Below are 22,252 nucleotides of genomic sequence, written 5' to 3'. Positions count from 1 at the left end.
CGCCTGTTTACGTTCTGAGAACCGCATTGATAAACGAATCAGCCATTAAAATAAGAAAAAGCAGACTGAAATACACAATCGAATAAAAAAACATCCCCTTCGACCATTGCGTGTCATCCGCCGCCTGAAAGCCTTTGACGCTCCGGTACAGCCAGATGGCTCCGAGCAGGAGAGCGGACGCGGTATAAAACGGGCTGACGTCTATATAAAGAGGAACGAGCAGCGAAACCGCAGTCAGAACGGCGATATAGCGCAGCATTTTTATTTTTGTGGCGCGGTTGCCTTTTATGATCGGCAAAAGCGGAATGCCTGCGGCACGATACTCTTCCTTTCGCCTGATTCCAATCGCCCAGAAATGCGGCGGCTGCCACAAAAACATAATCGCGTATAACAAAATCGCGGGCATATCAATGTACCCGGTCAGCGCGCAATAACCGATTAAAGGCGGAGCCGCCCCGGGAAAACTGCCGACAAATGTGCTCCAGACGGATTGTCTTTTAAACCAAAGCGTATAAACGACGGCATACAGCAAAAATGCAAGCAGGCCAAGAACGGCGGTCAGTACATTAAGTGAAGCAAGCATGATGAATCCGCATGCGCCGAGACATGTGCCGTACAGGATCATGACCGGCGGCGGTATTCTCCCCGTGACGCTGGCGCGGGTGCGGGTTCGCGCCATCTTTGCGTCCATGCCGCGGTCAAAAAAGTTATTAAAAACAGTGCTTGATGCCATGACCAACGCCGTTCCGATCATAGCAACCGCCATGGCGGCAAATATACCGGGCCCTCCGCCCGTCCTTTCCGACTGAAGCCATGCGATCCAAAATCCGCCCAATGCGGCGAGTGAATTTGAGATGATAATCCCCGGTTTGGCAAGAATGATAAAGTCCTTGACCGTCACCCGGTTTCCGTTATGCTTCATAGACTGTTCCGTCTGTGCTGCATTTGAGTTCATTTGTTCAGGTTCTCCTTTTTCGGCTTATCATATCAGGAAGAATCAGGAAGAACAATTTATTTTGGGCATTTTTCACACAATTGTAAATTGTGTATAAAAAGCCGCATCTTGTGACCGGATGCGGCTTTTGCCTTTTTCTATTCAAAGTCTGCCCATACAGCTTTTTCAATCCGGCGGATGCTCTGAGCTCGGGCCGGCGATGGCGGCTCCACGCGTCATTTTTGCGCCTCACTGAGATGTTCGCTCTCTTTAGTCACACAAAAGCCGTGTGTTCTTCTTTCCCGAACCTTCCCAAGAAAACTTCAGAAAAATAAAAAACCTTGCCGGTTAGACGGCAAGGGTTGTTTCTTACAGTGTAAATGCGATATCCGCCCCTGATACAGGGTCTTTGACGAATACGCCCTCTTCTTTTTCTTCGATCTCAAAGCCGGCATCGGTCAGCGCTTTTGTCACACGTGACAGCTCTTCTTGATGCGGCAGCGCGATGGTGTAATAATCCAGACCGCTTGCGTTTCCCGGTTTCGGCGGCGCATGTTTTCCGGCCCATATATTCAGACCGATGTGATGGTGATACCCTCCCGCTGAAACAAACAGAGCGGACATGCCCGCGTAATTGCCGACAATGTCAAAACCGAGGATATCGGTGTAAAACGCTTTGGCTTCCTGTAAATCCGTCACATGAAGATGGATGTGACCGATTACGGTTCCTTCTGGGAGACGGCTTTTCCGTTCAGCTCCGGCTTCTTCCAAAAGCCCGTCCACATCGACGGGCGCCGTTTGCATGACATAATTGCCCTCTGCATCCCGGCGCCACGTGCTGCGGGGACGATCGGCGTATATTTCAATACCGTTGCCGTCCGGATCAGACAGGTAAAGAGCCTCACTGACCGCGTGATCCCCCTGACCGAGCGCGATGCCATTTTCAATCAGCCTGGCCAATGCGATGCCGAGTTCTTTCCGGTCAGGCAGAAGTATCGCGAAATGGTAAAGGCCGGTGACAGACCGCTCCGGCAGAACGACGGCGCTTGGATTTTCTTCAAGCACCAGCAGGACGCGTTTTCCGTCTGCTGACAGTCTTGCTGAACGATCTGTCTGCGAGATGACTTGAAGGCCGATTACATTCCGGTAAAAGCCGAGCGAGCGTTCCATATTTTTAATGGTCAATTTGACATAACCGATTGCCGTATCTTGATGAATGCCGGTCATTTGAACGCCTTCTTTCTTATGCTGAAAAAGTTTCTCCCTTTTTTGATTTGAAAAGGAGCTGATCCAATGAAAGCAGACGGCTTCCTGAAAGCGCTAAGTGAATTGACGCAACCAGTAAGATGAAATCAAATTCCGATCCGCCCATAAATGGTGAGGAAAGCTTCGCCGTGAAGATGGCGCCGACTAATGTGACGGCAAACAGAACGCCGATAATGCGCGTTGCTAAACCGAAAAAGATCAGAACCCCGCCGACAAGCTCAATCGTCGCGATGACATAGACCATAAAGGCCGGAATCCCGATGCTCTGGAAAAATTGCGCAGTTCCTTCCAACCCTTGAAACTTGGATAAACCGTGAACAAAAAAGATAATACCTGTTACAACCCTTAAAAGCAGTGTTCCTGTTTCGAATGATTTATTCATAAAATCCTCCTTGAAAATTATTATCACTTACTTTATGTAAGCTAGTATATATACATAACTTATTTACGTCAAGTAATTTTGTTACATTTAACGAAAATAACTTAAAAGTACTATTTGCCTTCGCGAAAAAAAGACCTCCGCACTCTGTCGGAGGTCTTTTTCCCTATCTACGATTCCCGGAACTGGCTTTCATATAATTCCCGGTAAAAGCCGTTCTGGCTGAGAAGTTCGGCATGGGTTCCTTTTTCAGCCATTTCGCCGTCTTTCAGCACAAGAATCTGATCGGCTTTTTGAATCGTGTTCAGCCTGTGAGCGATGATGACGCTTGTTCTGCCCGCCATTAAACGGCCGAGCGCTTCTTGTATTTTCACTTCCGTCACCGTATCAATGTTGCTCGTCGCTTCATCCAAAATGAGCAGCACCGGGTCCGCCAGCACAGCTCTCGCGATGGAAATGAGCTGTTTTTGTCCTTGGCTGATGCCCGCGCCGTTTTGGGTAAGGACGGTATCGTAGCCTTTCGGGAGCCGTTCGATGAATCCGTGGGCATTGGCGGCTTTTGCGGCTGCCTCCACCTCTTTGTCAGAAGCATCCAGCCGGCCGTAACGAATATTTTCCCTGATGGTGCCCTGAAAGAGAAAGGAATCCTGCAGGACAAACCCCATGTTTTTTCTCAGACTGGATCTCGTCAGTTTTTTGATGTCCGTTCCGTCAATGAGGATTTTTCCGTTATTCGGCTCGTAAAAACGGGCGATCAGGCTCGTAACGGTTGTTTTACCCGCTCCGGTCGGTCCGACGAAGGCGATGGACTGTCCTTTCGGAACGCTGAAGGACAGGTGTTTTAAGATCGGGCTGTCTTCCTGATAGCCGAAGTAGACATCTCGGAATTCAATCTCTCCCGTTTTGATCGGCTGGTACAGCGCATGCTCTTCATCTTCCCGCTCCTCTTTTTCATCCAGCACGTCAAACACCCGTTCAGCCCCGGCGATGGCCGATAACATCGTATTGAACTGATTAGCTAAATCATTTAAAGGGCGCGTGAACTGCCGCGAATATTCGGCGAATACGACGATGGAACCGATCGAGATCCACCCCTTCAGCGCAAACAGCCCGCCGACCGCCGCTATAATCGTAAAGCTTAAATTGTTTAAAGAGTTCATGACTTTCGGAATGAATCCCGAAATCGTCTGCGCCCAAAACCCCGATGATTGTAACGCCGCGTTTTTTTCTAAAAATTGTTCCATGACGCGGTCTTCCCTCGAATAGGCTTTAATGACCTTCGCCCCTGATATCGACTCTTCAATAAAACCGTTCAGCTCGCCGAGGTTTTTCTGCTGCTGCTTAAACAGCAATCCCGTCCGGTTGGTGATCCATTTAATGCTCAAAAGCATGATCGGAATAATCAAAAGCGTGATCAATGTTAAAAGCGGACTCATGTACAGCATGACGGAGATTGTGCCGACGAATGTAATGACGCTCGACAGCACTTGAATGACGGATGTATTTAAAGTGGAGCTGACATTTTCGATATCATTGGTGACCCGGCTCATTAAGTCCCCGAGCCGCTGTTTATCAAAAAACGGAATCGGCAGCTCATGCAGATGGGTAAACAGCTCGCTCCGCATTTTAAACACGGTGCTTTGCGAGATATTGATCATCCAATAGTTTTGAAACCATAAGGACAATGATTGCACGAGGTAAATCCCAAACAGGATGAACAGCACCCCCGCCAATCCGTCTGTCGTCTGTCCGACGATAAAATGATCAATCGCTTTCCCGATGACGAACGGTCCGAGCAGGCCGAATATGGCGCTTATGACTACCATGATGATCACAAGGGTTAAAAGCCCTTTTTTCTCGGCTACATAAGACCAGATTCTGCGCAGCGTGCCTTTTGTATCTTTTGCTTTCGCGCGTTTTCTGCCGCCTTCATTCGATTTGAGCGGTATTTTCGGATATCGGAAAGGTTTACGAATGTCTTTTTGCATTGTCAGCTCCCTCCTTTCCGAATTGTGATTCATAAATCTGCCGGTACAGATGAGACTGTGCCATCAGCTCTTTGTGCGTGCCTTTGGCCAGCAGTTCGCCGTCTTCAAGCAATAAGATGGTGTCAGCCTTCATCGCAGTCGTTATTTTCTGCGTAATAATCAGTGTCGTGCATTCATAGGATCTGATCGCTTGTAAAAGCTTCGCTTCCGTTTGAAGATCAAGCGCGCTCGTACTGTCATCTAACAGCAGGAGGGACGGCTTTCTGATAAAAGCGCGCGCGATGGAAATCCGCTGCTTCTGCCCGCCTGACAAATTGACGCCCCGCTGTCCCAGCACCGTGTCGTATCCGTTTGACAGCTTCATAATCGTGTCATGGATTTGCGCGTCTTTGGCCGCTTCCATTACTTCATCTAGTGAAGCATCCTCCCGCCCCCAGGCGATATTTTCACGGATGGTGCCCGAAAACAGAAGCACTTCCTGCGGAACATAGCCGATTTCCCTGCGCAGCCCGCAAGCGGAGAATTCACCGATCGGTTTGCCATCTATGAAAATACTGCCCGAATCAGCCGTGTACAGGCGCGGAATCAGCTGAAAAAGCGTTGATTTTCCTGAGCCTGTCGCGCCCATAATGGCAACCGTCTCTTTTGGGCTGGCAGAAAAGGACACGTGATGCAGCGCGTCTTTTTCCATGCCCGGATAGCGGAAGGACACTTCGCGAAACTCAATCCCGCCTGCAAGCGCCCGTGCCGGGTCCTGCCCCGTTCCCTCGCCGCCTTCTGTTTCCAGCACCTCGCCGATTCTTTCTCCGGAAGCCTTCGCCCGGGAAAATACCATGATGAGAAAAGGAAGGACGGACAGCGCGCCTGTAATCCGCGTCGCATAGTTAATGACGGAAACGACATCGCCGACCTGCGCTCCGCCCTGAGCAATGCTTTTGGCGCCGAACCATAAGATAAACAAAATACAAATGTTCATCAGCAGCATTAAAATCGGCATCGCCGCTTCCACGAGACGAAAAGCGGAGACCGTTTTTTCCATCAGCTTCGTATTCGATTTCAAAAAACGTTTCACTTCGTGGTTTGCACGGAGGAGCGCTTTAATCAGTTTGATCGCCGTCAGGTTTTCCTGCATGATCGTGTTGACCTGATCAAGCCGCTTTTGCACAGACCGAAACAGCGCGCCGCCTCTTTTCAGCACCCACAGCAAAAACAAAAGCAAAATCGGCACCGTGATCAGCAGAAAAAAACCGAGTTTCGCATTGACGGTCAGCGAGAGAATAATGCCCCCCGCGATCATTAACGGCGCCCGGAGCATAAACCGGAGACTCATGAAAAGCATATTCTGAACCTGTGTCACATCGTTTGTCAGCCGGGTGATAAACGATGTGGATGAGAATTGCGCAAACGTCGAATAGGAGAAGGATTGAATCTTTTGAAAAATCCCTTTTCGCGTATCATACGCATAGCTCTGGCTGATGTGGGCGGAGTAGAATGAATTTAAAATGCCCGATGCGAATGAAACAGCGGTCAGTCCGATCATCACGCCGCCCCACAGCCAAACCGTATCGAGATCCTGCTTTAAAATTCCTTCGTCAATGATTTTCCCGATCAGCAGGGGCTGTAGCAGCTCTACCGCAAGCTCGATGAGCATGAAAAACAAAGCGATTCCTGCCAAAAGAGAATACGGTTTTACATATGATAAAGCCTTTGACATGTGTAAGCCTCCAAATCCTTTGTTCAATATGTATGTATATTTATTTTATTTGTTTGTCTTAAATGAATAAAGGATTAACCCTTGAACCTGCACTTTTATTATGTACTTTGTGTAAAAAAAACGGAAATATCATTGAGGATAAAAATTGTGGGAATGAGGCGTGCAGATATATGGAGGCTGTCTTATCTTTTCTTTTTACCAGCTCCTGAACCGGAGCCTTTTATTTTAAAATGACTAGCGGAGCCTTTAAAAGACGTCCGCTAGTCAGATGATCATTCATACCGTGCCATTTCATTTAACGAATAAAAACGAGAGCGACCCCGAATCCTTTATCAGCATCAAACTCATTGATCACTTTCATGACCTGCCAGCGCTGGTTTGGAGCATCAGATTTTGTTGCAATCCCATTATGAGCGTGAATAAAATCTCCCGCTTTCACAGTCTCATCGCATCTGACATATACCTGGCCGATGAGTCCGACAATGTTCCACTCGTCTCTCTCTTCTCTTGAAGCGTAGTCTTCTTCAGGCCGAAAGTCCGGATTTTCCTTTGGCGCCATGACCGTATGGCCATTCGCATCTTTCTGTTCTTCATAAACATAGCCGCCAAATTCATTCTTTACGTATCGTCCCGACCAGTGAAAACTCGACTCACCAAGAATCACTCCGGCGGTCTCGGAAATGACCCCAAGCATGAGGTCACCTTTTTCAGCCGGTCTGATCTTATCACCTTCAAGTGTGACAAGTGTTCCCGTCGGAATCTTTTCCCCTCTCAGGCTTTCAAAATACTCGGCGTAGTCAGAGAATGTCGAGGAACCTGTTACGCCTCCCGTAGCCTTAATTGTTCCTTCTTTTGCGTGAAGCTCAATCTTTCTGTTGGCTGATGACGGAGTGCTGCCGGCACCCCAGCCAAGTGCTACAGAATCTGAATTCGGATTAATTGTATTGTACGAAGAAAGCACTGAAGATTGAGCCGCTCCGGTTGCTCTTCCCCGAACAGAACCAGCCACAAAATTATTATTGCCTGTAGCGTGAGATTCACGGGAGCCAATGACCCCGCTTCCTTTATGTTTGAATAAGAAATAAGGAGTGACTGCTCCTCCAATGTTAAAGTCAGTTTCATAACCTGAAAAATCACAATTGGATACATTAAGATCTGGATCTGAGGAATAAATTCCAACTGTCCCGCTATTATTTTTTGGAGATCTCTGTCCCCAAACATTACTAACAACAGACTCGTACATTCCGCTGCCAAATGCAACTCCTTTTTTTCCGGAGTCAATCAAGGTGACACCATCCACCATTACTTTTCCTACTGAGTTATCCCCGCCGACAATATATAAATCATTGTCTGCAGTCTTAAATCCGCGAATGGTTATATTCTTTAAGCTAATTAAGCGTCCTTTATAAAATACGCTGACTACCGAATTACCCTTATAATCAATTGAACTATCATCACAAACAGCATGGAAATTCACAACACTCACACCATCATATCCGGAGATTTGCAACGCGTTTGGACCCGCCCCTTTGTAAAGATCATTCGGCTTAGGGTTATATGCGATACAATTCGCAAGCTGCACATCATGGGCTGTCGCTGACTGAGGATCGCTTGCTGTGTGGTGACCGATATGGCGAATGCTATATCCAATGGCATTTTCGTATGCGCGACAGTTAACAAGCTGTACTCTCTTCGCAGCCGGTGCATAACCGTGTGCCTTAATCTCAAAGCCTCGGACTCCTCCAATTGAGATACAACTATCAATCATTACGTCTTGAGAGCCGTCATCAATTTCAAAACAGTTCGTGTTAGAAGTTCCATCGTTTAGCCCCATTGGATGATAAGAGAGGCAATGACTGAAAGTCGTGTGTTTCCCAAAGTGACAAGTAAAGTTATCATCCCCGGACCCTGTTGCTTCACAATGTGAAAACGTTACAAAGTTACAGCCGTTGGGCTGATAATAAGTTGGATCATCTTTTTCTCCATGTCTGTTATAGTTCGGGCTTGTAGAATCAAAGCCGTGCAGGCCGGCGTTCTTCGCAAACACATGCTCGACAAAAGAATAGTCAACATTCGCAAAAAGCAAACAGCTTGAAGTGGGGCCTTTCGGAATCTTCCAGCCGGAAGGACGCGTATCCTTGTTCCAATCCAAAGTGAGATGGCCGACGTAAATATTTTCATTACCGTTCGTATAATCACTGTTGGTCAGAACAGAATGGCCGACCGGTGTTTCGTCTAATAATTTAATGACCGTTCTTTTCTTGCCTGCTCCGACAAGCATTGTATTTGACGGAACAAACAATCCCGATGTTCTGAATACACCCGCGGGAACTGTTACGACATAACCTCCGTCGGCCATGGCATCATGAAATGCCTGCGTATCATCCGTTACGCCGTCACCTTTAGCTCCAAAATCCATAACGTTCCGCTCTGTCACATGTTCAAATCTGTTTTCATACATGTTAAGTCTTTCGTTTAAATTTTCATAAGTTGACGTGCCATTGCTAAGCGCAGCACCGATTTTGCTGTCAATCGCTTCAAAGTTTTGAGCAATGCTTTCAACTTCAATCCCCTCGGCCTTATCGGGTTTGTAAAGTCCTAAGAAAGTCGTATAGTTTGTCATTGTCTTGCCTCCTATTTGTTAATTGCTATTTAAAATACCGCAGAAGTCATTTCGTTTTTTGCACCCTCTCATTTTCACTCCTGCATGTACAGGTGGCAAAGGTATGACAAATTCATACATTTCTTCAAAACATAAAAAGAGCGCCGGATTAACAAGCGCTCTGCACATAATCTGCTGCTGCAGTATTTTAACCGTTCAATATTTTCTCGACACGCTCCCGCATTTGCGGAACGCCTAATCCGACAATGACCTGAAGCGCCCTGCCTTTTCTGACGACGCCGTGGGCTCCCAGCTCTCTGAAATCGGCGTCACTTTTGACCTTTGATTCATCAGCGACAGTGACGCGGAGACGGGTGGCGCAGTTGGTGACCTCCGTAATATTGTCCTTTCCGCCCAGCGCTTCAATATACAAAGCGGCTGTATCCCGCTGTGTTTCGTCTGCCGCCGCTGTTTCTTTTGAAGCCTGCTTCCGTTCTCTGTACTCCTTTTTCGAATAGAGCTTTGTTTCCTGCCCTTCCTCTTTTTCTCTGCCCGGTGTGGCGATGTTGAATTTGAGAATGAGGAAACGGAAGACGAAAAAGTAAACAGCGGTAAAACACAACCCGATAATGATCTGGTATACATACGTCAAGCCGTGGCTTGACGCCAGCGGGATCCAGTTCAAGGTCGCAGCTTCGATCAAACCGCCTCCCATATTTCCGACGACGCCGGCCATATACATGACGGTTGCCATGGAAGCGGCAAGCAAAGCATGAACCGCAAATAAAAACGGCGAGATAAAAAGGAATGTAAATTCAATCGGCTCTGTAATTCCCGCGACAATGGACGTCAAGGTGACCGGGATCAATAGGCCGGCGACGATTTTTTTCTTTTCCTTTGAAGCCGTGGCGTAAAAAGCGAGCGCGATTCCCGGAATGCCGAAGATTTTCGAGTTGCCGTGAAGCGCGAAGCCCCCCTGCGGGAACAATTCTTTCAGCGGTTTGACGCTTTGAGAGTATTCCCCGAGATGCTGGGCCCAATAGGTGACGATACCGCCTTCAGCCACAGCCGGACCGTAAATAAACGGAGAGTAAATAAAATGATGCAGGCCGGTCGGAATTAAAATCCGCTCCAGGAACGTGTAAATCCACACGCCGATCGCCCCGGAAGAAACGAGAAAACTTTGCAGCGAGCCGATTCCGGACTGAACCATCGGCCATACGTATGCCACCGCAAGTGAAATCGGTATCATAATGAAGAAAGAAATGATAACGATGTAGGAAGATCCTTGAAAAATCCCCAGAAAATCCGGCAGTTTTTTATCAAAATAACGATTGTGCAAATACACGACAATAGATGAAATAAAGATGGCGCCGATAATATTCGTATCAAGCGTTTTGATCCCGGCGATCATCGTCAGCCCGCTCGTTCCGCCCGCTTCCTGAGTCATATCGACATGAAAAGCCCCGCCCCAAACCGTCAGAATCGCATTGATAAAGTAATTGAATGTCAGATAAACTGTAAGCGCTTCCAAACAAGCCCGCGCCTGCGCTTTTTTCGCTAAGGCGACAGGTATGCCGATCGCAAACAGGAGCGGCATTTGATTAAAGACGGTCCAGCCGCCCTGTTCAATGACGTACCAGCATTGATACCAAAGCCCGTCAGGATCAGCCAGCGGCCCCATCAGCGTTTTATTTTTAAACAGCGTACTCAGACCGACAATAATACCGGAAAATGCAAATAACAAAACAGGCACAAACATCGCGCTGCCGAAGCGCTGGACTTTTTGCATCATTTCACGTGACCTCCCGCTATTTATCAAAATTTTCGAGCTCTTTATAATCAACATATGCACGGAATAACGCTTCGCCCACCAGAAAAAACGGGGCAAATGCGACAATTTCCGTTTTATCGCTTAACATCACCGGCTTGCTGGTCGCATAAAGATTATACGGCGTCATTTGCGCCAGTACGTTGTTTTTCAGATTGGTGATTGAAATAAACGGAACTCCCTTTGCGGACAGGGTCCTTACCTGCGGAATTAATTCGGGTGTTTCGCCTGATAAAGAAATAATGATGAATACGTCATCAACCGTAAAATAATCACACATGATATCAAACTCTGTGATGTCCTGAATTAAAATCAGATACTTCCGCCGGGATACAAACATCCGCTGCAGCTCACGGGCGCACACCCTCTGAGCCGTGCCCGATCCGTAAACGAAAATCCGTTTTGCTTCATCTATCAGCCGGCACATCTCCGTCATATCTTTTGACTTCACGTATTTTACATTGGCTTCAATATCATCCAGCAGCTTTTCAAACGTCATATTCTCGCCCTCTTCAGGCTGATCCTCCCATTTCAGAAAAACCCGGAATTCACTATAGCCGCTGAAGCCCAGTTTTTGGGCAAGCCGCAGGATGGAAGACCGAGAGACATTGCAGGCTTTCGCCATGTCATTGATACCGAGATGATAGCACGTATGCTTATGATTCAATATATATTTTAAAATATAAAAATCGTTATCATTTAATTTCGCGTAATGCTGATTAACCAGTTCTTCAAGACTCATCCCAAAAATCCCCCCGTTTTCTTTCTATTATATAGAATAACAGATAAAGAAAACGGGGAAGATTGTCATCAGGAAATAGGAGACGGACTTACATCAAGCTCAGGCCAGTAGTCCTTGTTAGCCTCCATCAGATCTTCAAGAATCAGTCTTGCCACACGGGCGTTCGGCACTGTTTTTGACAGGATCAGCGCCTGCCACAGCTTTTGAAATGACCGCTCTTCCCACGCTTCAGCCGTCAGTTTTTCAACAGACACCTGCTGTTCCATCAGGCCTTTTTGAAATTGCGGTATGTTCCCGACTGAGAGCGGTTCCGGTCCGTTTGAGCCTACGAGACAAGGAATCTCAACCATGGCTGACGGATCAAAGTTTGCGATCGCGCCGTTATTTTCAACGATTAACAGCATCCTCTCCCCTGTGTTGTAAGCGATGGCCCGGGCAAGGTCGACGATATAGGAAGCATGATCATCAATTTTAATTTCACTGTTCTCCGACGATTGTTCGCGCGTAATCATATCGCATTGGCTGAAAATGAAAGCTTCCCGCCCTTCCATGACTTCGTTGGCTCTCGTATGGTTCGGGTTTGATTTTTTCACCATATCATCCGGGAATAAGTAATATTGCAGATATGTGTTCGGAAGCGTATCCGGATCAGCCGCCTGTACGTCGCGCGCTTTTTTGAATGTGTCATTCCAGCTTGCTTCAGTCTGTTCGGCCTCCGTCTTCGGAACGTAGCCGTATTCACGGACATGCTCTTTCAGCTTCGGCATTAAATCATTGCCATGCCGGTCTGTGATGGACGTCCACCAGCCAAAGTGGTTCAAGCCGTAGTAACGGACGTTCATTTCTTTCCGTGAAGATAATCCGAGGATGTTCGCCATGCGATCCTCAATTCCGACCGGCATGTCGCAGATGTTCAATATTTTTGAATTCGGTCTGAGGCGCCGTGTAGCTTCGGCCACAATCGCCGCCGGATTGGAGTAATTCAGCATCCATGCGTCGGGCGAGTACGTTTCCATATAATCAAGAATCTCCAGAACACCGCCGATAGAGCGCATGCCGTATGCAATTCCGCCCGGCCCGCATGTTTCCTGGCCGACCACGCCGTACTTCAGCGGGATTTGTTCATCGAGCGCGCGCATCGCATATTTTCCGACGCGGATATGCGCCATGACGAAGTCAACATCCGTAAAAGCCGTCTCTGGGTCATCAGTCGCCAGAAATTCAATGTCCGGCGCTTTTTCTTTTATAAATACCTCACACGCACCCGCAATCCGCTCCTGCCTTTCTTTATCATTGTCATAAAGTTTCAGCTTTCTGATCGGAAACTCTTCCAGGTGATTCAAAAGCATTAATACAATTCCGGGGGTAAATGTGCTGCCGCCGCCTGCAATAACGATTGAGAATGATTTGTCTGTCATGTGAAGCCCTCCTCTGATAACGTTTACATTTTATTTATATCATGAGAAGGTCCGATCTGTACCGGGTTTGGAGGAGTTAGATCATTTAATCATTTTTAGTTATTTTTCTCAAAAAGCGGGAAAGTTCCCACAGGTACGAAAAAGGCCTGCTGTCATCAGCAGACCCATTCTCAAAAATGCTCTTGTAAATCAGAAAGCAGCACTTCCTGCTCAAATTGCGGATTTCCGATCGGAAAAATTCTGGCTGTTTCCTTGTCTTCGTTGACATGCTGAATATAAATCGGGACTCCTTCGTACGTCACATACGCCATGGCGGCGGATTCTGAAATGTCTTTCGCACGCTGTGTATTCACGTCTCAAACCTCCTTTAGGCCTCACACATAACGTGTCCGGCAGCCAAGAGAAGTATGCTTGTTTCTTACAATTGTCCGGCGGTGAGTTTGAATTTTTTGAGGCGTTTGTAAAACGTGCTCCGCGGGATTCCGGCCATTTTGGCGGCCAGCGTGACATTCCCCTTCGCTGATTCAAGCGCGTTTACGATGATGTTTTTCTGAATGTGCTCCCGGATGGAGACAGGGGACGCTTCTTCCTGTTCATAAGACTCGGCCGCCTCTTTAAGACCTGACGCTTCAAGCAGGGCTGCGATGGGGCGTTCTGACAGCCGTCCGTCCGGGAACATGACGGAAAGACGTTCAAATACATTAAACAATTCCCTGATATTCCCCGGCCATTTCCGGCTCTTTAATAGGTCTAAAAAGTCATCAGGAAGCTCCCCGCGCCAGCCGCGATTTCGCTGAAATTCAAGGAAGAGGCCGGGAATGTCTTCGGTGCGTTCTCTTAATGGAGGGAGGTGGATCGGACAGACGTGAAGCCGGTAAAATAAATCTTCTCTCAGCTTTTTGCACTCGACAAGCTGTCTCAGATCAGTGTGGGTGGCAGTGATGATTCTGATGTCAACGGGAATCTCTTTTGTCCCGCCGACCGGGGTGACTTTCCGTTCCTGCAGCACCCGTAACAGAGCGACCTGCATGGAGTGTGCTATTTCTCCGATTTCATCGAGGAAAAGCGTGCCTTTATCGGCTTTTTGCAAAGCGCCGTTATGTCCTTTCCGTTTGGCCCCGGTGAAGGCGCCTTCCGAGTAGCCGAACAGTTCGCTTTCAATCAGCTTTTCGGGGACCGCTCCGCAATTGACGGCGATAAACGGGCCGTTTTTCCTGGAGCTGTTGTTATGAATCGCCCGGGCGGCAACCTCCTTTCCCGTCCCGGTTTCTCCCGTAAGACAAACGGTCGCGTCCGTTCGGGCGACAAGCTCCAGCTGCTGAAGCATATGTCGGGATGACGGGCTTTTGCCTGCCGCACCATGGAATATAAAAGACGGCTTTTCTTCTCGTTTGGATAAATAAACGCATGTGTAGCCGTTCTCCTCCCGCTTCGCCTGCTTGATGTGATAGCCCTGTTCCTCAAGCTCGCGCAGCGTATGTCCGGTAAAATGCTGAACGGGACGGCTTGCGGCGATAACCCGGCTCATGTCATTGCAAAGCACGATCGGATCGTGAGACCGGGTCAGCCCGGCGAACTTGCTGATCATGTCAAGTTCTGTCATTTTGATCTTTAGGGCAAGCTCCCGTTCCGCCGTATAAGCGATGGAGGAGGCAATTCCGAGCATAAACGGCTGAGCGCGGGCGGCGGGGCAAGAAATATCAATGACACCCGCCAGCCGCCCGTCTTCATAACGGATCGGCGCGGCGGAACAGCTCCATTGATGAGAAGCGAGCGAATAATGTTCAGAGCCGTGTATCATGACCGGCTCATTTGTATAAAGAGCCGTCCCGATCGCATTCGTGCCGACGGCCGTTTCCGTCCAGCGGGCACCTTTTAAGAAATTGATGCGGTTCGCTTCATGAATGGTGCGCGGGTGGCCGTCAACTGAATGGACAACGCCGTCTGAATCAATCAGGAGAACCATCATTTCCATTTCCCGCATCGCCGTTTTCATTCTTTCTGCATGAGGCGTTGAGGCCGCTAAAAATAATGCATGCTTTTCGGCCTGCCTTTCTAAATGATCTGCCGGCATTACATTCGGCCCCTTTTCGAGATAAGGGTTAACGTCGGCTTTTTTGCAGCGGTGCCATGAGGCGGCCACCCGCTTCTGAATACGGGATTCATCAAGCACGCCTTCTTTCACAAAGCGCTTCCAGGTTTTAAAATCATTCCGAATGACATTCATTGTATTCGCTCCCCCCTGTTCAGACCATCTTTTCATATATTGTAGGGGAAAAATAAAGCGCTTTCAACGAAAAATACCCCTTCTCATCTGAGAAAGGGTATTCCGGTTATACGGAATGCACCGCAAGTCCGGTGACATTCAGCAGGGCTTCCTGAAGCGTTTCTGACAGAGTCGGATGCGCCGCGATAAAGTGCTCCGACATATCAGCCGTCATTTCACCGTTCATCATCATGACCGCCTGACCGATCAATTCCGTCACGTCCGGCCCGATCATTGACACGCCGACGATTTCTCCGAATTCCGGTTCGGCAATGATTTTCATTTTGCCGCCATGCTGATGTTTAATTAACGCTTTTCCGTTAGCAGAAAATGAGCATTCTCCGATTTTCACATCTCCGTATGTCTCTCTCGCCTGTGTTTCCGTCAGCCCGACAGCGGCCATTTCCGGCGATGTATAAATACAGCGGGGCACCGCCCGCATATTGACTTTGCTGTCCTTTCCCGAGGCATGCGCGGCGGCTGTGATTCCTTCATGAATGGCGGCATGCGCGAGCTGCATTCCTCCGGCCGCATCGCCGCATGCGTATATATGAGGCACATTGGTCTGCATATGGTCATTGACTTCAATACCGCGCGGAGAATACCGGATGCCGGCCTGCTCCAGATTCAGGCCTTGCAAACGCGGTTTTCTCCCGATTGCAACCAAAACGTGATCAGCCTGCGCCTCAATTTCTTTGCCGTCTTTTGTCCACACGGCGGTTTTCCTTTCTTTGTCAATCCGCTGAAGGGCGGCTTTTGTCTGAATATCAGCCCCGCTGTCTCTTAAAGAGTCTTCGAAAACGGCGGCAATTTCTCCGTCTTCTGCCGGGAGCAGCCGGTCAGCCGATTCAATCACCGTCACTTTCGTTTTAAACCGGCTGAATAAAGAGGCAAATTCACAGCCGATCACACCTCCCCCGACAATAAGCAGAGAAGAAGGAATTTGCTGTAAAGAAAGCGCGTCTTTGCTGTCGATCACCCAATCGCCGTCAAATGGGGCAAACGGCAGCTCCGCCGGTTCAGATCCGGATGCAATCAATATCCGATCCGCTTCCAGAATGTCTTTTGCGCCTCCTTCTCCTTCAACTAGCAATGTCTGCTCTGTGAGAAATGAAGCTGTCCCGCTGATGACTTTAATCTGATTTGCTTTCATTAAGTATTGAATTCCCTGCACGAGCTGGCTGACGATTTGCCGTTTGCGCCCCTGCATGCGGGCCCAATTGAGTGTAATGTTTTGCGGCAGTTCGATGCCGAATGTATCTGCGTGCCTGATTTTATCGAGCACATTCGCGCTTTCCAAAAGCGACTTTGTCGGGATGCACCCCTCATTGAGACAAGTGCCTCCGAGCGGCCCTTTGTCGATCAGAACGACTTCTTCTCCCCTCCGCGCGGCAGTCACGGCAGCTGCATATCCGGCAGGCCCGCCGCCGATAATGGCTAGTGTCAATCTCTTCACCCTCTCTATAAAATCAATCCGGCCGGCTCTTCAAGCAGCGCTTTGACCGTTTTCAGGAAGTCCGCAGCCGGTGCGCCGTCACATACTCTGTGATCAAAGGTAAGGCTCAGCGGCAGCATGATGCTTTTGACAAGCTCATCTCCTTTAAACGCAGGCGTTTCATAGCTTGCGCCCACTCCGAGAATACCGGCTTCAGGCGGATTAAGAATCGGGGTGAAATGCTCAATTCCGTAACCCCCGAGATTTGTAATAGAAAATGTCGATCCGTGCAGATCATCTCCGGAAGCATTGCCTTCCCGCGCCCGGCGTGCCGATGTGCTGATGTGATCCGCAAGCTCAAGGAATGAAAGCTTTTCCGCATCCCGAATCACCGGCACGACGAGACCGTTTTCAAGAGAAACCGCCATCCCGAGGTGGACATATGGATAGGTGATGATCCGCTCCTCTTGATAAGAGCTGTTCAGCTCAGGATGCTGTTTCAGCGCAAGCACTGCGGCCCGGGATACGAAATGTGTGACCGTCAGTTTAACACCGCTCCGCTTTTTCACGCTGTCGGCGAGCTGCTGCTGCCATTTTACAAGCTCCGTAATGTCCGCTTTCATCATCAGCGTCAGCTGGGCGCTGTTTTGCAGGCTTTTGTGCATTCGGTCTGCAATTACTTTTCTCATCGCTGAAGCCGGTTTTTCCTCCGGCTGTGCCGTCTGAACCGAAGACTGCGGTTCAGATTCCGTCTTCATGGCCTTGATGACGTCAGCTTTTACGATTCTGCCTCCGGGCCCCGTCCCGTTCAGCGTATCAACTTTCAACCCGGCTTTCTCCGCCATTTTTCGGGCAACGGGAGATATTTTCACGCGGTGTTTACGCTTTTGCACGGCTTTGGGAGCGGGAATATGTTCAGGTTCAGATTGCGGTTTCCCTGCATTTTCAGGAGCCGGCGCCTCCTTCTCCCGCACTTCTTCGCCGTTTTCCCCGATATAACAGATGGGCGTTCCCGGCGGGACTCCTTCTCCCTCTTTGACTTTAATATGGAGAAGCGTGCCGCTTTCAGGCGCTTCTATTTCCATTTCTATTTTTTCCGAGTTGATGCTGGCGATGCTTTCTCCCTTTTCAACCGGGTCGCCGACTTTTTTATTCCAGACGGATACTTCACCTTTCTTCATCGCCATTCCCAGCTTCGGCATTACTACTTTTACAGCCATTCTATATCCCTCCTTTAATTCATTGCCGGCTCGCCAAGCAATTCAAGCGTGACGCTGACAATTTGGTCTGGTGTCGGCAAATATTGATCTTCAAGCACCGGCGAAAACGGCACTGGTGTATGCGGCGCTGTAATCCGTTTAATCGGCGCATCAAGCAAATCAAAGCCCTTATCGGCGACAATCGCAGCAATATCCGTGGCGATGCTGCAGCGCGGATTGGCTTCGTCAATGATGATCAGCCGGTTTGTTTTTTCTAACGATGTGAAAATCGCTTCCTCATCTAAAGGAGACAGACTCCGGGGATCAAGCACCTCGGCGTCGATGCCTTTCTCAGAAAGCTGCGCAGCCGCTTCAAGCGCAGTATTGACCTGCTTGCCGACTGCAAAGAGCGTGACATCATTGCCTTCGCGTTTGATATCCGCCTTTCCGAGCGGAATTGTATAATAATCTTCCGGCACCTCGCCCTTCATGTTGTAGGACGTTTTATCTTCAAAAAAGAATACCGGATCATTGTCTTCTATTGCCGAAAGCAGCAAACCTTTGGCGTCATACGGATTGGACGGCACAACCGTCTTCAGACCCGGGATGCTGGTGAACAGGCCATACAGCGCCTGCGAATGCTGAGCGGCTGCCCGGAACCCGGCTCCGTATGTGGTGCGGACGGTGATCGGCACTTGCGCTTTACCGCCGAACATATAGCGGAATTTCGCCCCTTGGTTGATCACTTGGTCAAAGCACGTTCCGATAAAATCGTTAAACATCAGTTCCGCAATCGGTCTCAGCCCCGTGGATGCCGCAGCCATGGCCGCACCCATGTAGCCCGCCTCAGAAATTGGTGTGTCCAGCACCCTGCTTCTGCCGAATTCCTGTACGAGCCCCTTTGTGACCCCCAGTACACCGCCCCATGCTTCATCATCTTGCAAGTGATCGACCGCCGCTCCCCCGGCGACATCTTCACCGATTACAAGCACATTGTCGTCTTTTCTCATCGCAAGCTTCATTGCTTCATTGATCGCGTCCGACATGCTTATGACTCTCGCCATCTCACATTCCCCCTTTTTCATATGACACGTAGACGTCTGTCAACAGCTCTGACTCTTTCGGATATGGACTCTTTTCGCTGAACGAGACGGCTTTTTCAATCGATTCGCTGACACGCTGTTCGATGTCTGACAGTTTATTTGCATCTGTTTCTTTTAGAAGATAGTTTTTAAAGCCTTGAATGGCATCCTTTTCTTCAAGATGCTCAGTCTTTTCATCCTTTGTTTTATAAGTTTGGGCATCCCCTTCGAAATGGCCGTAGTTTCTGTAAGTCATACATTCAATCAAAGATGGGCCTCCGCCGTTTCTTGCTCTTTCTATCGCTTCCCCGGCTGCCTGATAAACTGCTAAAATATCTTTTCCGTCCACCGTGACCCCCGGCATGTTGTAGGCAGCCGCCCGATCGGCGATTGAATTACAGGCTGATGCGTACTCAAATGTCGTGGCTTCGCCGTAGCCGTTGTTTTCGGCGATGAACACGACAGGAAGGTTCCATACTGCCGCTAAGTTCAGCCCTTCATGGAAGGTCCCTTGGTTATTGGCTCCGTCCCCAAAAAAGCAAACGCTTACATTTTTAGTTTGTTTATATTTAGCCGTGAGCGCTGATCCGCATGCGAGCGTGAATCCGCCCCCGACGATTCCATTTGCGCCTAACATGCCTTTATCAAGATCCGCAATGTGCATAGAACCGCCTTTGCCTTTACACAGTCCGGTCGCTTTTCCGAATATTTCCGCCATCATGCCGTCCAGATCACAGCCTTTGGCGATACAATGGCCATGTCCCCTGTGTGTGCTTGTAATGCTGTCGCCATCATCTAAATGAGCGCACACCCCCGCAGCTACCGCTTCTTCACCGGCATACAAATGGACGAATCCGGGAAGCACTCCTTGCGCGAACAGTTCATGCACTTTGTCTTCAAAGCCCCTGATTTCCAGCATCTTTTGGTACATCCACAGCGCTTTCTCCTCAGTTAATGACAAGCCTTCTCGTTTTAACAATTCCATTTTGTGCGCCTCCTTCTATTTAGGGTTCACACTTATAAATGCAAGAAGCATGCCAGCCTTTGAAGCCCGTAAAATGAATGTTTTTATTTTTACAATGGAGACAGTTTGAGACAGGTGTCTCATTTTGTCTCAATCTGTTCCCTTTGTCTCGTTTTAAAGCATACAAAAAAGACCGGGCATCACCCTGTCTTTGACAATGATCGACGTATTTATTTCCTCGGAAATCTTTTAACTGCTTCATTCTTCTGCATACAGTCTATCGTGGCGTTTGAGTGGTTACACTCTTTTTTTTCATATCCACGTGCTGCAGTTCATGCTTTTCTTCAACAGCCCGATTCAGCGCTTGAAGCATGTAGCCAATGCCTTTATACGATGACAAAGGCCAGGTGATATGCTGATGCTCTCCGATGACGGCGTTTAGGACGCTTCGGTATTTTTTCCCGCCAAGCATGACAAGCTCTTCGATGTCGGAAAAGCCTTTTTCATGAAATTGACGGCGCAGCTCGTCCGCTGCCATGATCTCCGGATGACCGGTTCCAAAAGTGACATCGTAATTTCCGGGAACCATATCATCCGGACGAAGGAATCCGTGCTTTGCCGACAAAATTACCCACTCATCGAAAAATGCTTTCGCATAACGCTCGCACGCCTGATGAAACGGGCTGAGATAAGCGTCTTCCGCCCTTACCGGACCTGTATCTGAATGGACATCCCAAATTTTTTTCTTGCCGCAGGGGATGATGCACAGTCGTTTCATTTTTCTCTCCCCTTTATGATGTATCTCCTATCAATGTACCATGATTCGTTTATTTCTGCATGACGAAACTGGCCATGGATCTGTCTGGGTAAAAACTGCACACAAAAAGACCCGGAATTCAAACCGAAATCCGGGCCGGATGAAGAGGTATTTATGTCACTCTTGCTCCATCCCATCAAGATACTTTCTCTCAAAGTCATCGAGCAATGCACGCACTTCATCTGTTGACTTTGTATTCATGCATTGATTTCTTAATTCACTTGCTCCACGGAATCCGCGGAGATATATCTTGAAAAAGCGGGGGAGCGGTTTATATGCTCGAGCTTCTGCTTTTGAATATTCATCATGAAGATCCAGGTGTAATCTCAAAAGATCAAGCAATTCCTTACTGCTATGCTCTCTCGGCTCCTTTTCAAAGGCGAATGGATTAGTAAAAATGCCTCGTCCAATCATAATCCCGTCAACACCGTATTGTTCAGCGAGTTTCAAGCCGGTTTCACGGTCAGGAATATCCCCATTGATCGTCAATAGGGTATCCGGCGCTATCTCATCACGAAGTTTCTTGATTTCCGGGATGAGCTCCCAATGCGCATCTACTTTACTCATTTCCGCTCTTGTACGCAGATGAATGGAAAGATTCGCAATGTCTTGTTTCAGTATGTGTGTCAGCCAGCCGCGCCATTCGTCTATATCCGTGTAGCCAAGTCTGGTCTTCACACTTACCGGCAGACCTCCTGCTTTCGCCGCCTGTATTAATTCGGCTGCAACTTCAGGACGGCAAATCAGGCCGCTTCCCTTTCCATTCCCCGCCACATTAGGTACAGGACAGCCCATATTGATATCCAGGCCCTTAAACCCTAATTCCGCCATCCCAATACTCATTTGGCGAAAGTTTTCAGGCTTATCTCCCCATATGTGGGCAACCATCGGCTGTTCATCCTCCGTGAAAGTCAAACGGCCGCGCACACTATCCTTCCCATCCGGGTGACAATAGCTTTCTGAGTTTGTAAACTCTGTGAAAAACACATCAGGTCTGCCGGCTTCACTCACAACATGGCGAAAAACGACATCCGTCACATCTTCCATTGGTGCCAGTACAAAAAATGGCCGTGGTAATTCACGCCAGAAGTTATCTGTCATAACAAATCCAAATCCTTTCATGATGGGATACAGCCAAACCTTGATCCCAAAATTAAAAACTGACCATGCTTCTTTTACACTTATAGCATGTGTCAGCACTTCTTATCAAACGATAGTAAATTTTGAACATTTCACTTTTTACACGTGAAAAAGTGAAAAGCAAACTGAAGCAGAACGCCTTAATTGAGTTAACGTAATAGACTATCGCTATAGTTAACCCCATATCGTTCATTTCTGATCAACTCAGCCAACTCCTTAACCTTTAAAAGGGTTTGAGAGAGAAAAAAGTGTGATGATTATCTACACCTATTTTTTATTTATATTGTGGTTTATTAATAGTAGCGCTGACCTTCATTTTTCTTAGCGGCCTTACTTTTGCTCTTTTTGGACAAAAGGATTCCAACCTAAATAGAATATCATATGAGTTCTCCCTATTACCAATGCAAAATAATTGTCCTGTTATCGAAGATAAAATATTTAACGCTGCACCATATCCGTATCTCAATATCATTTG

The 22,252-nt window shown here is 48.3% G+C and carries 17 protein-coding genes; all 17 read right to left on the bottom strand.

Annotation, left to right across the window (positions count from 1 at the left end):
- Positions 1–7 precede the first annotated feature (7 nt).
- A complete protein-coding gene (gene cyoE, locus NSQ37_RS09665; protein ID WP_108654882.1) occupies positions 8–955 on the bottom strand; it encodes a heme o synthase in 948 nt (315 codons plus the stop codon).
- A 348-nt stretch (positions 956–1,303) separates the two neighbouring features.
- Complete coding sequence (locus NSQ37_RS09660) at positions 1,304–2,161, bottom strand: VOC family protein (protein WP_072588908.1); 858 nt, start codon at positions 2,159–2,161, stop codon at positions 1,304–1,306.
- Between the two features lie 16 nt (positions 2,162–2,177).
- Positions 2,178–2,582 (bottom strand): DoxX family protein, encoded by a 405-nt coding sequence (locus tag NSQ37_RS09655; RefSeq protein ID WP_012117101.1) that lies wholly within the window; start codon positions 2,580–2,582, stop codon positions 2,178–2,180.
- A gap of 167 nt (positions 2,583–2,749) precedes the next feature.
- Entirely contained in the window at positions 2,750–4,567 is a 1,818-nt protein-coding gene (locus tag NSQ37_RS09650) for an ABC transporter ATP-binding protein (RefSeq protein ID WP_136396212.1), read from the bottom strand.
- Positions 4,548–6,281: an ABC transporter ATP-binding protein gene (locus tag NSQ37_RS09645; RefSeq protein WP_025284436.1), complete on the bottom strand. Its 1,734-nt coding sequence runs from the start codon at positions 6,279–6,281 to the stop codon at positions 4,548–4,550. Before NSQ37_RS09645 ends, NSQ37_RS09650 begins: the two co-directional genes overlap by 20 nt.
- Positions 6,282–6,576: 295 nt before the next feature.
- Entirely contained in the window at positions 6,577–8,904 is a 2,328-nt protein-coding gene (locus tag NSQ37_RS09640; RefSeq protein WP_012117098.1) for a peptidase G2 autoproteolytic cleavage domain-containing protein, read from the bottom strand.
- 187 nt (positions 8,905–9,091) lie between these two features.
- The gene (locus tag NSQ37_RS09635; protein ID WP_012117097.1) at positions 9,092–10,678 is read right to left on the bottom strand and encodes an alpha-glucoside-specific PTS transporter subunit IIBC; all 1,587 of its coding nucleotides are present in this window, start codon (positions 10,676–10,678) and stop codon (positions 9,092–9,094) included.
- Positions 10,679–10,694: 16 nt separating this feature from the next.
- Positions 10,695–11,456 (bottom strand): MurR/RpiR family transcriptional regulator, encoded by a 762-nt coding sequence (locus NSQ37_RS09630; protein WP_341123653.1) that lies wholly within the window; start codon positions 11,454–11,456, stop codon positions 10,695–10,697.
- Between the two features lie 68 nt (positions 11,457–11,524).
- Positions 11,525–12,874 carry a maltose-6'-phosphate glucosidase gene (gene glvA / locus NSQ37_RS09625; protein ID WP_007610111.1) on the bottom strand — a complete coding sequence of 450 codons (1,350 nt, stop codon included), beginning with the start codon at positions 12,872–12,874 and terminating at the stop codon, positions 11,525–11,527.
- Positions 12,875–13,044: 170 nt separating this feature from the next.
- On the bottom strand, positions 13,045–13,227 hold the full coding sequence (locus tag NSQ37_RS09620) for an H-type small acid-soluble spore protein (RefSeq protein ID WP_003155535.1): 183 nt from the start codon (positions 13,225–13,227) through the stop codon (positions 13,045–13,047).
- A 65-nt stretch (positions 13,228–13,292) separates the two neighbouring features.
- A complete protein-coding gene (locus tag NSQ37_RS09615) occupies positions 13,293–15,101 on the bottom strand; it encodes a sigma-54-dependent Fis family transcriptional regulator (protein ID WP_218791528.1) in 1,809 nt (602 codons plus the stop codon).
- Positions 15,102–15,207: 106 nt separating this feature from the next.
- Entirely contained in the window at positions 15,208–16,587 is a 1,380-nt protein-coding gene (lpdA, locus tag NSQ37_RS09610) for a dihydrolipoyl dehydrogenase (protein ID WP_015239408.1), read from the bottom strand.
- A gap of 14 nt (positions 16,588–16,601) precedes the next feature.
- Positions 16,602–17,795: a dihydrolipoamide acetyltransferase family protein gene (locus tag NSQ37_RS09605; protein WP_341123645.1), complete on the bottom strand. Its 1,194-nt coding sequence runs from the start codon at positions 17,793–17,795 to the stop codon at positions 16,602–16,604.
- A gap of 14 nt (positions 17,796–17,809) precedes the next feature.
- A complete protein-coding gene (gene acoB / locus NSQ37_RS09600) occupies positions 17,810–18,838 on the bottom strand; it encodes an acetoin:2,6-dichlorophenolindophenol oxidoreductase subunit beta (protein ID WP_015239406.1) in 1,029 nt (342 codons plus the stop codon).
- Between the two features lies 1 nt (position 18,839).
- Positions 18,840–19,841 carry an acetoin:2,6-dichlorophenolindophenol oxidoreductase subunit alpha gene (gene acoA / locus NSQ37_RS09595; protein ID WP_007408524.1) on the bottom strand — a complete coding sequence of 334 codons (1,002 nt, stop codon included), beginning with the start codon at positions 19,839–19,841 and terminating at the stop codon, positions 18,840–18,842.
- Between the two features lie 256 nt (positions 19,842–20,097).
- The gene (locus NSQ37_RS09590; protein WP_085341826.1) at positions 20,098–20,598 is read right to left on the bottom strand and encodes a DUF6884 domain-containing protein; all 501 of its coding nucleotides are present in this window, start codon (positions 20,596–20,598) and stop codon (positions 20,098–20,100) included.
- Between the two features lie 156 nt (positions 20,599–20,754).
- A complete protein-coding gene (locus NSQ37_RS09585) occupies positions 20,755–21,738 on the bottom strand; it encodes a tRNA dihydrouridine synthase (protein ID WP_007408522.1) in 984 nt (327 codons plus the stop codon).
- Between the last annotated feature and the right edge of the window lie 514 nt (positions 21,739–22,252).

The organism is Bacillus sp. FSL P4-0334 (assembly GCF_038004825.1).
In the GTDB taxonomy this organism is placed as follows: Bacteria; Bacillota; Bacilli; order Bacillales; family Bacillaceae; genus Bacillus; species Bacillus velezensis.
The sequence above is the reverse complement of the archived record's forward strand: the minus strand, read 5'-3'. Positions and strand labels throughout refer to the sequence as shown.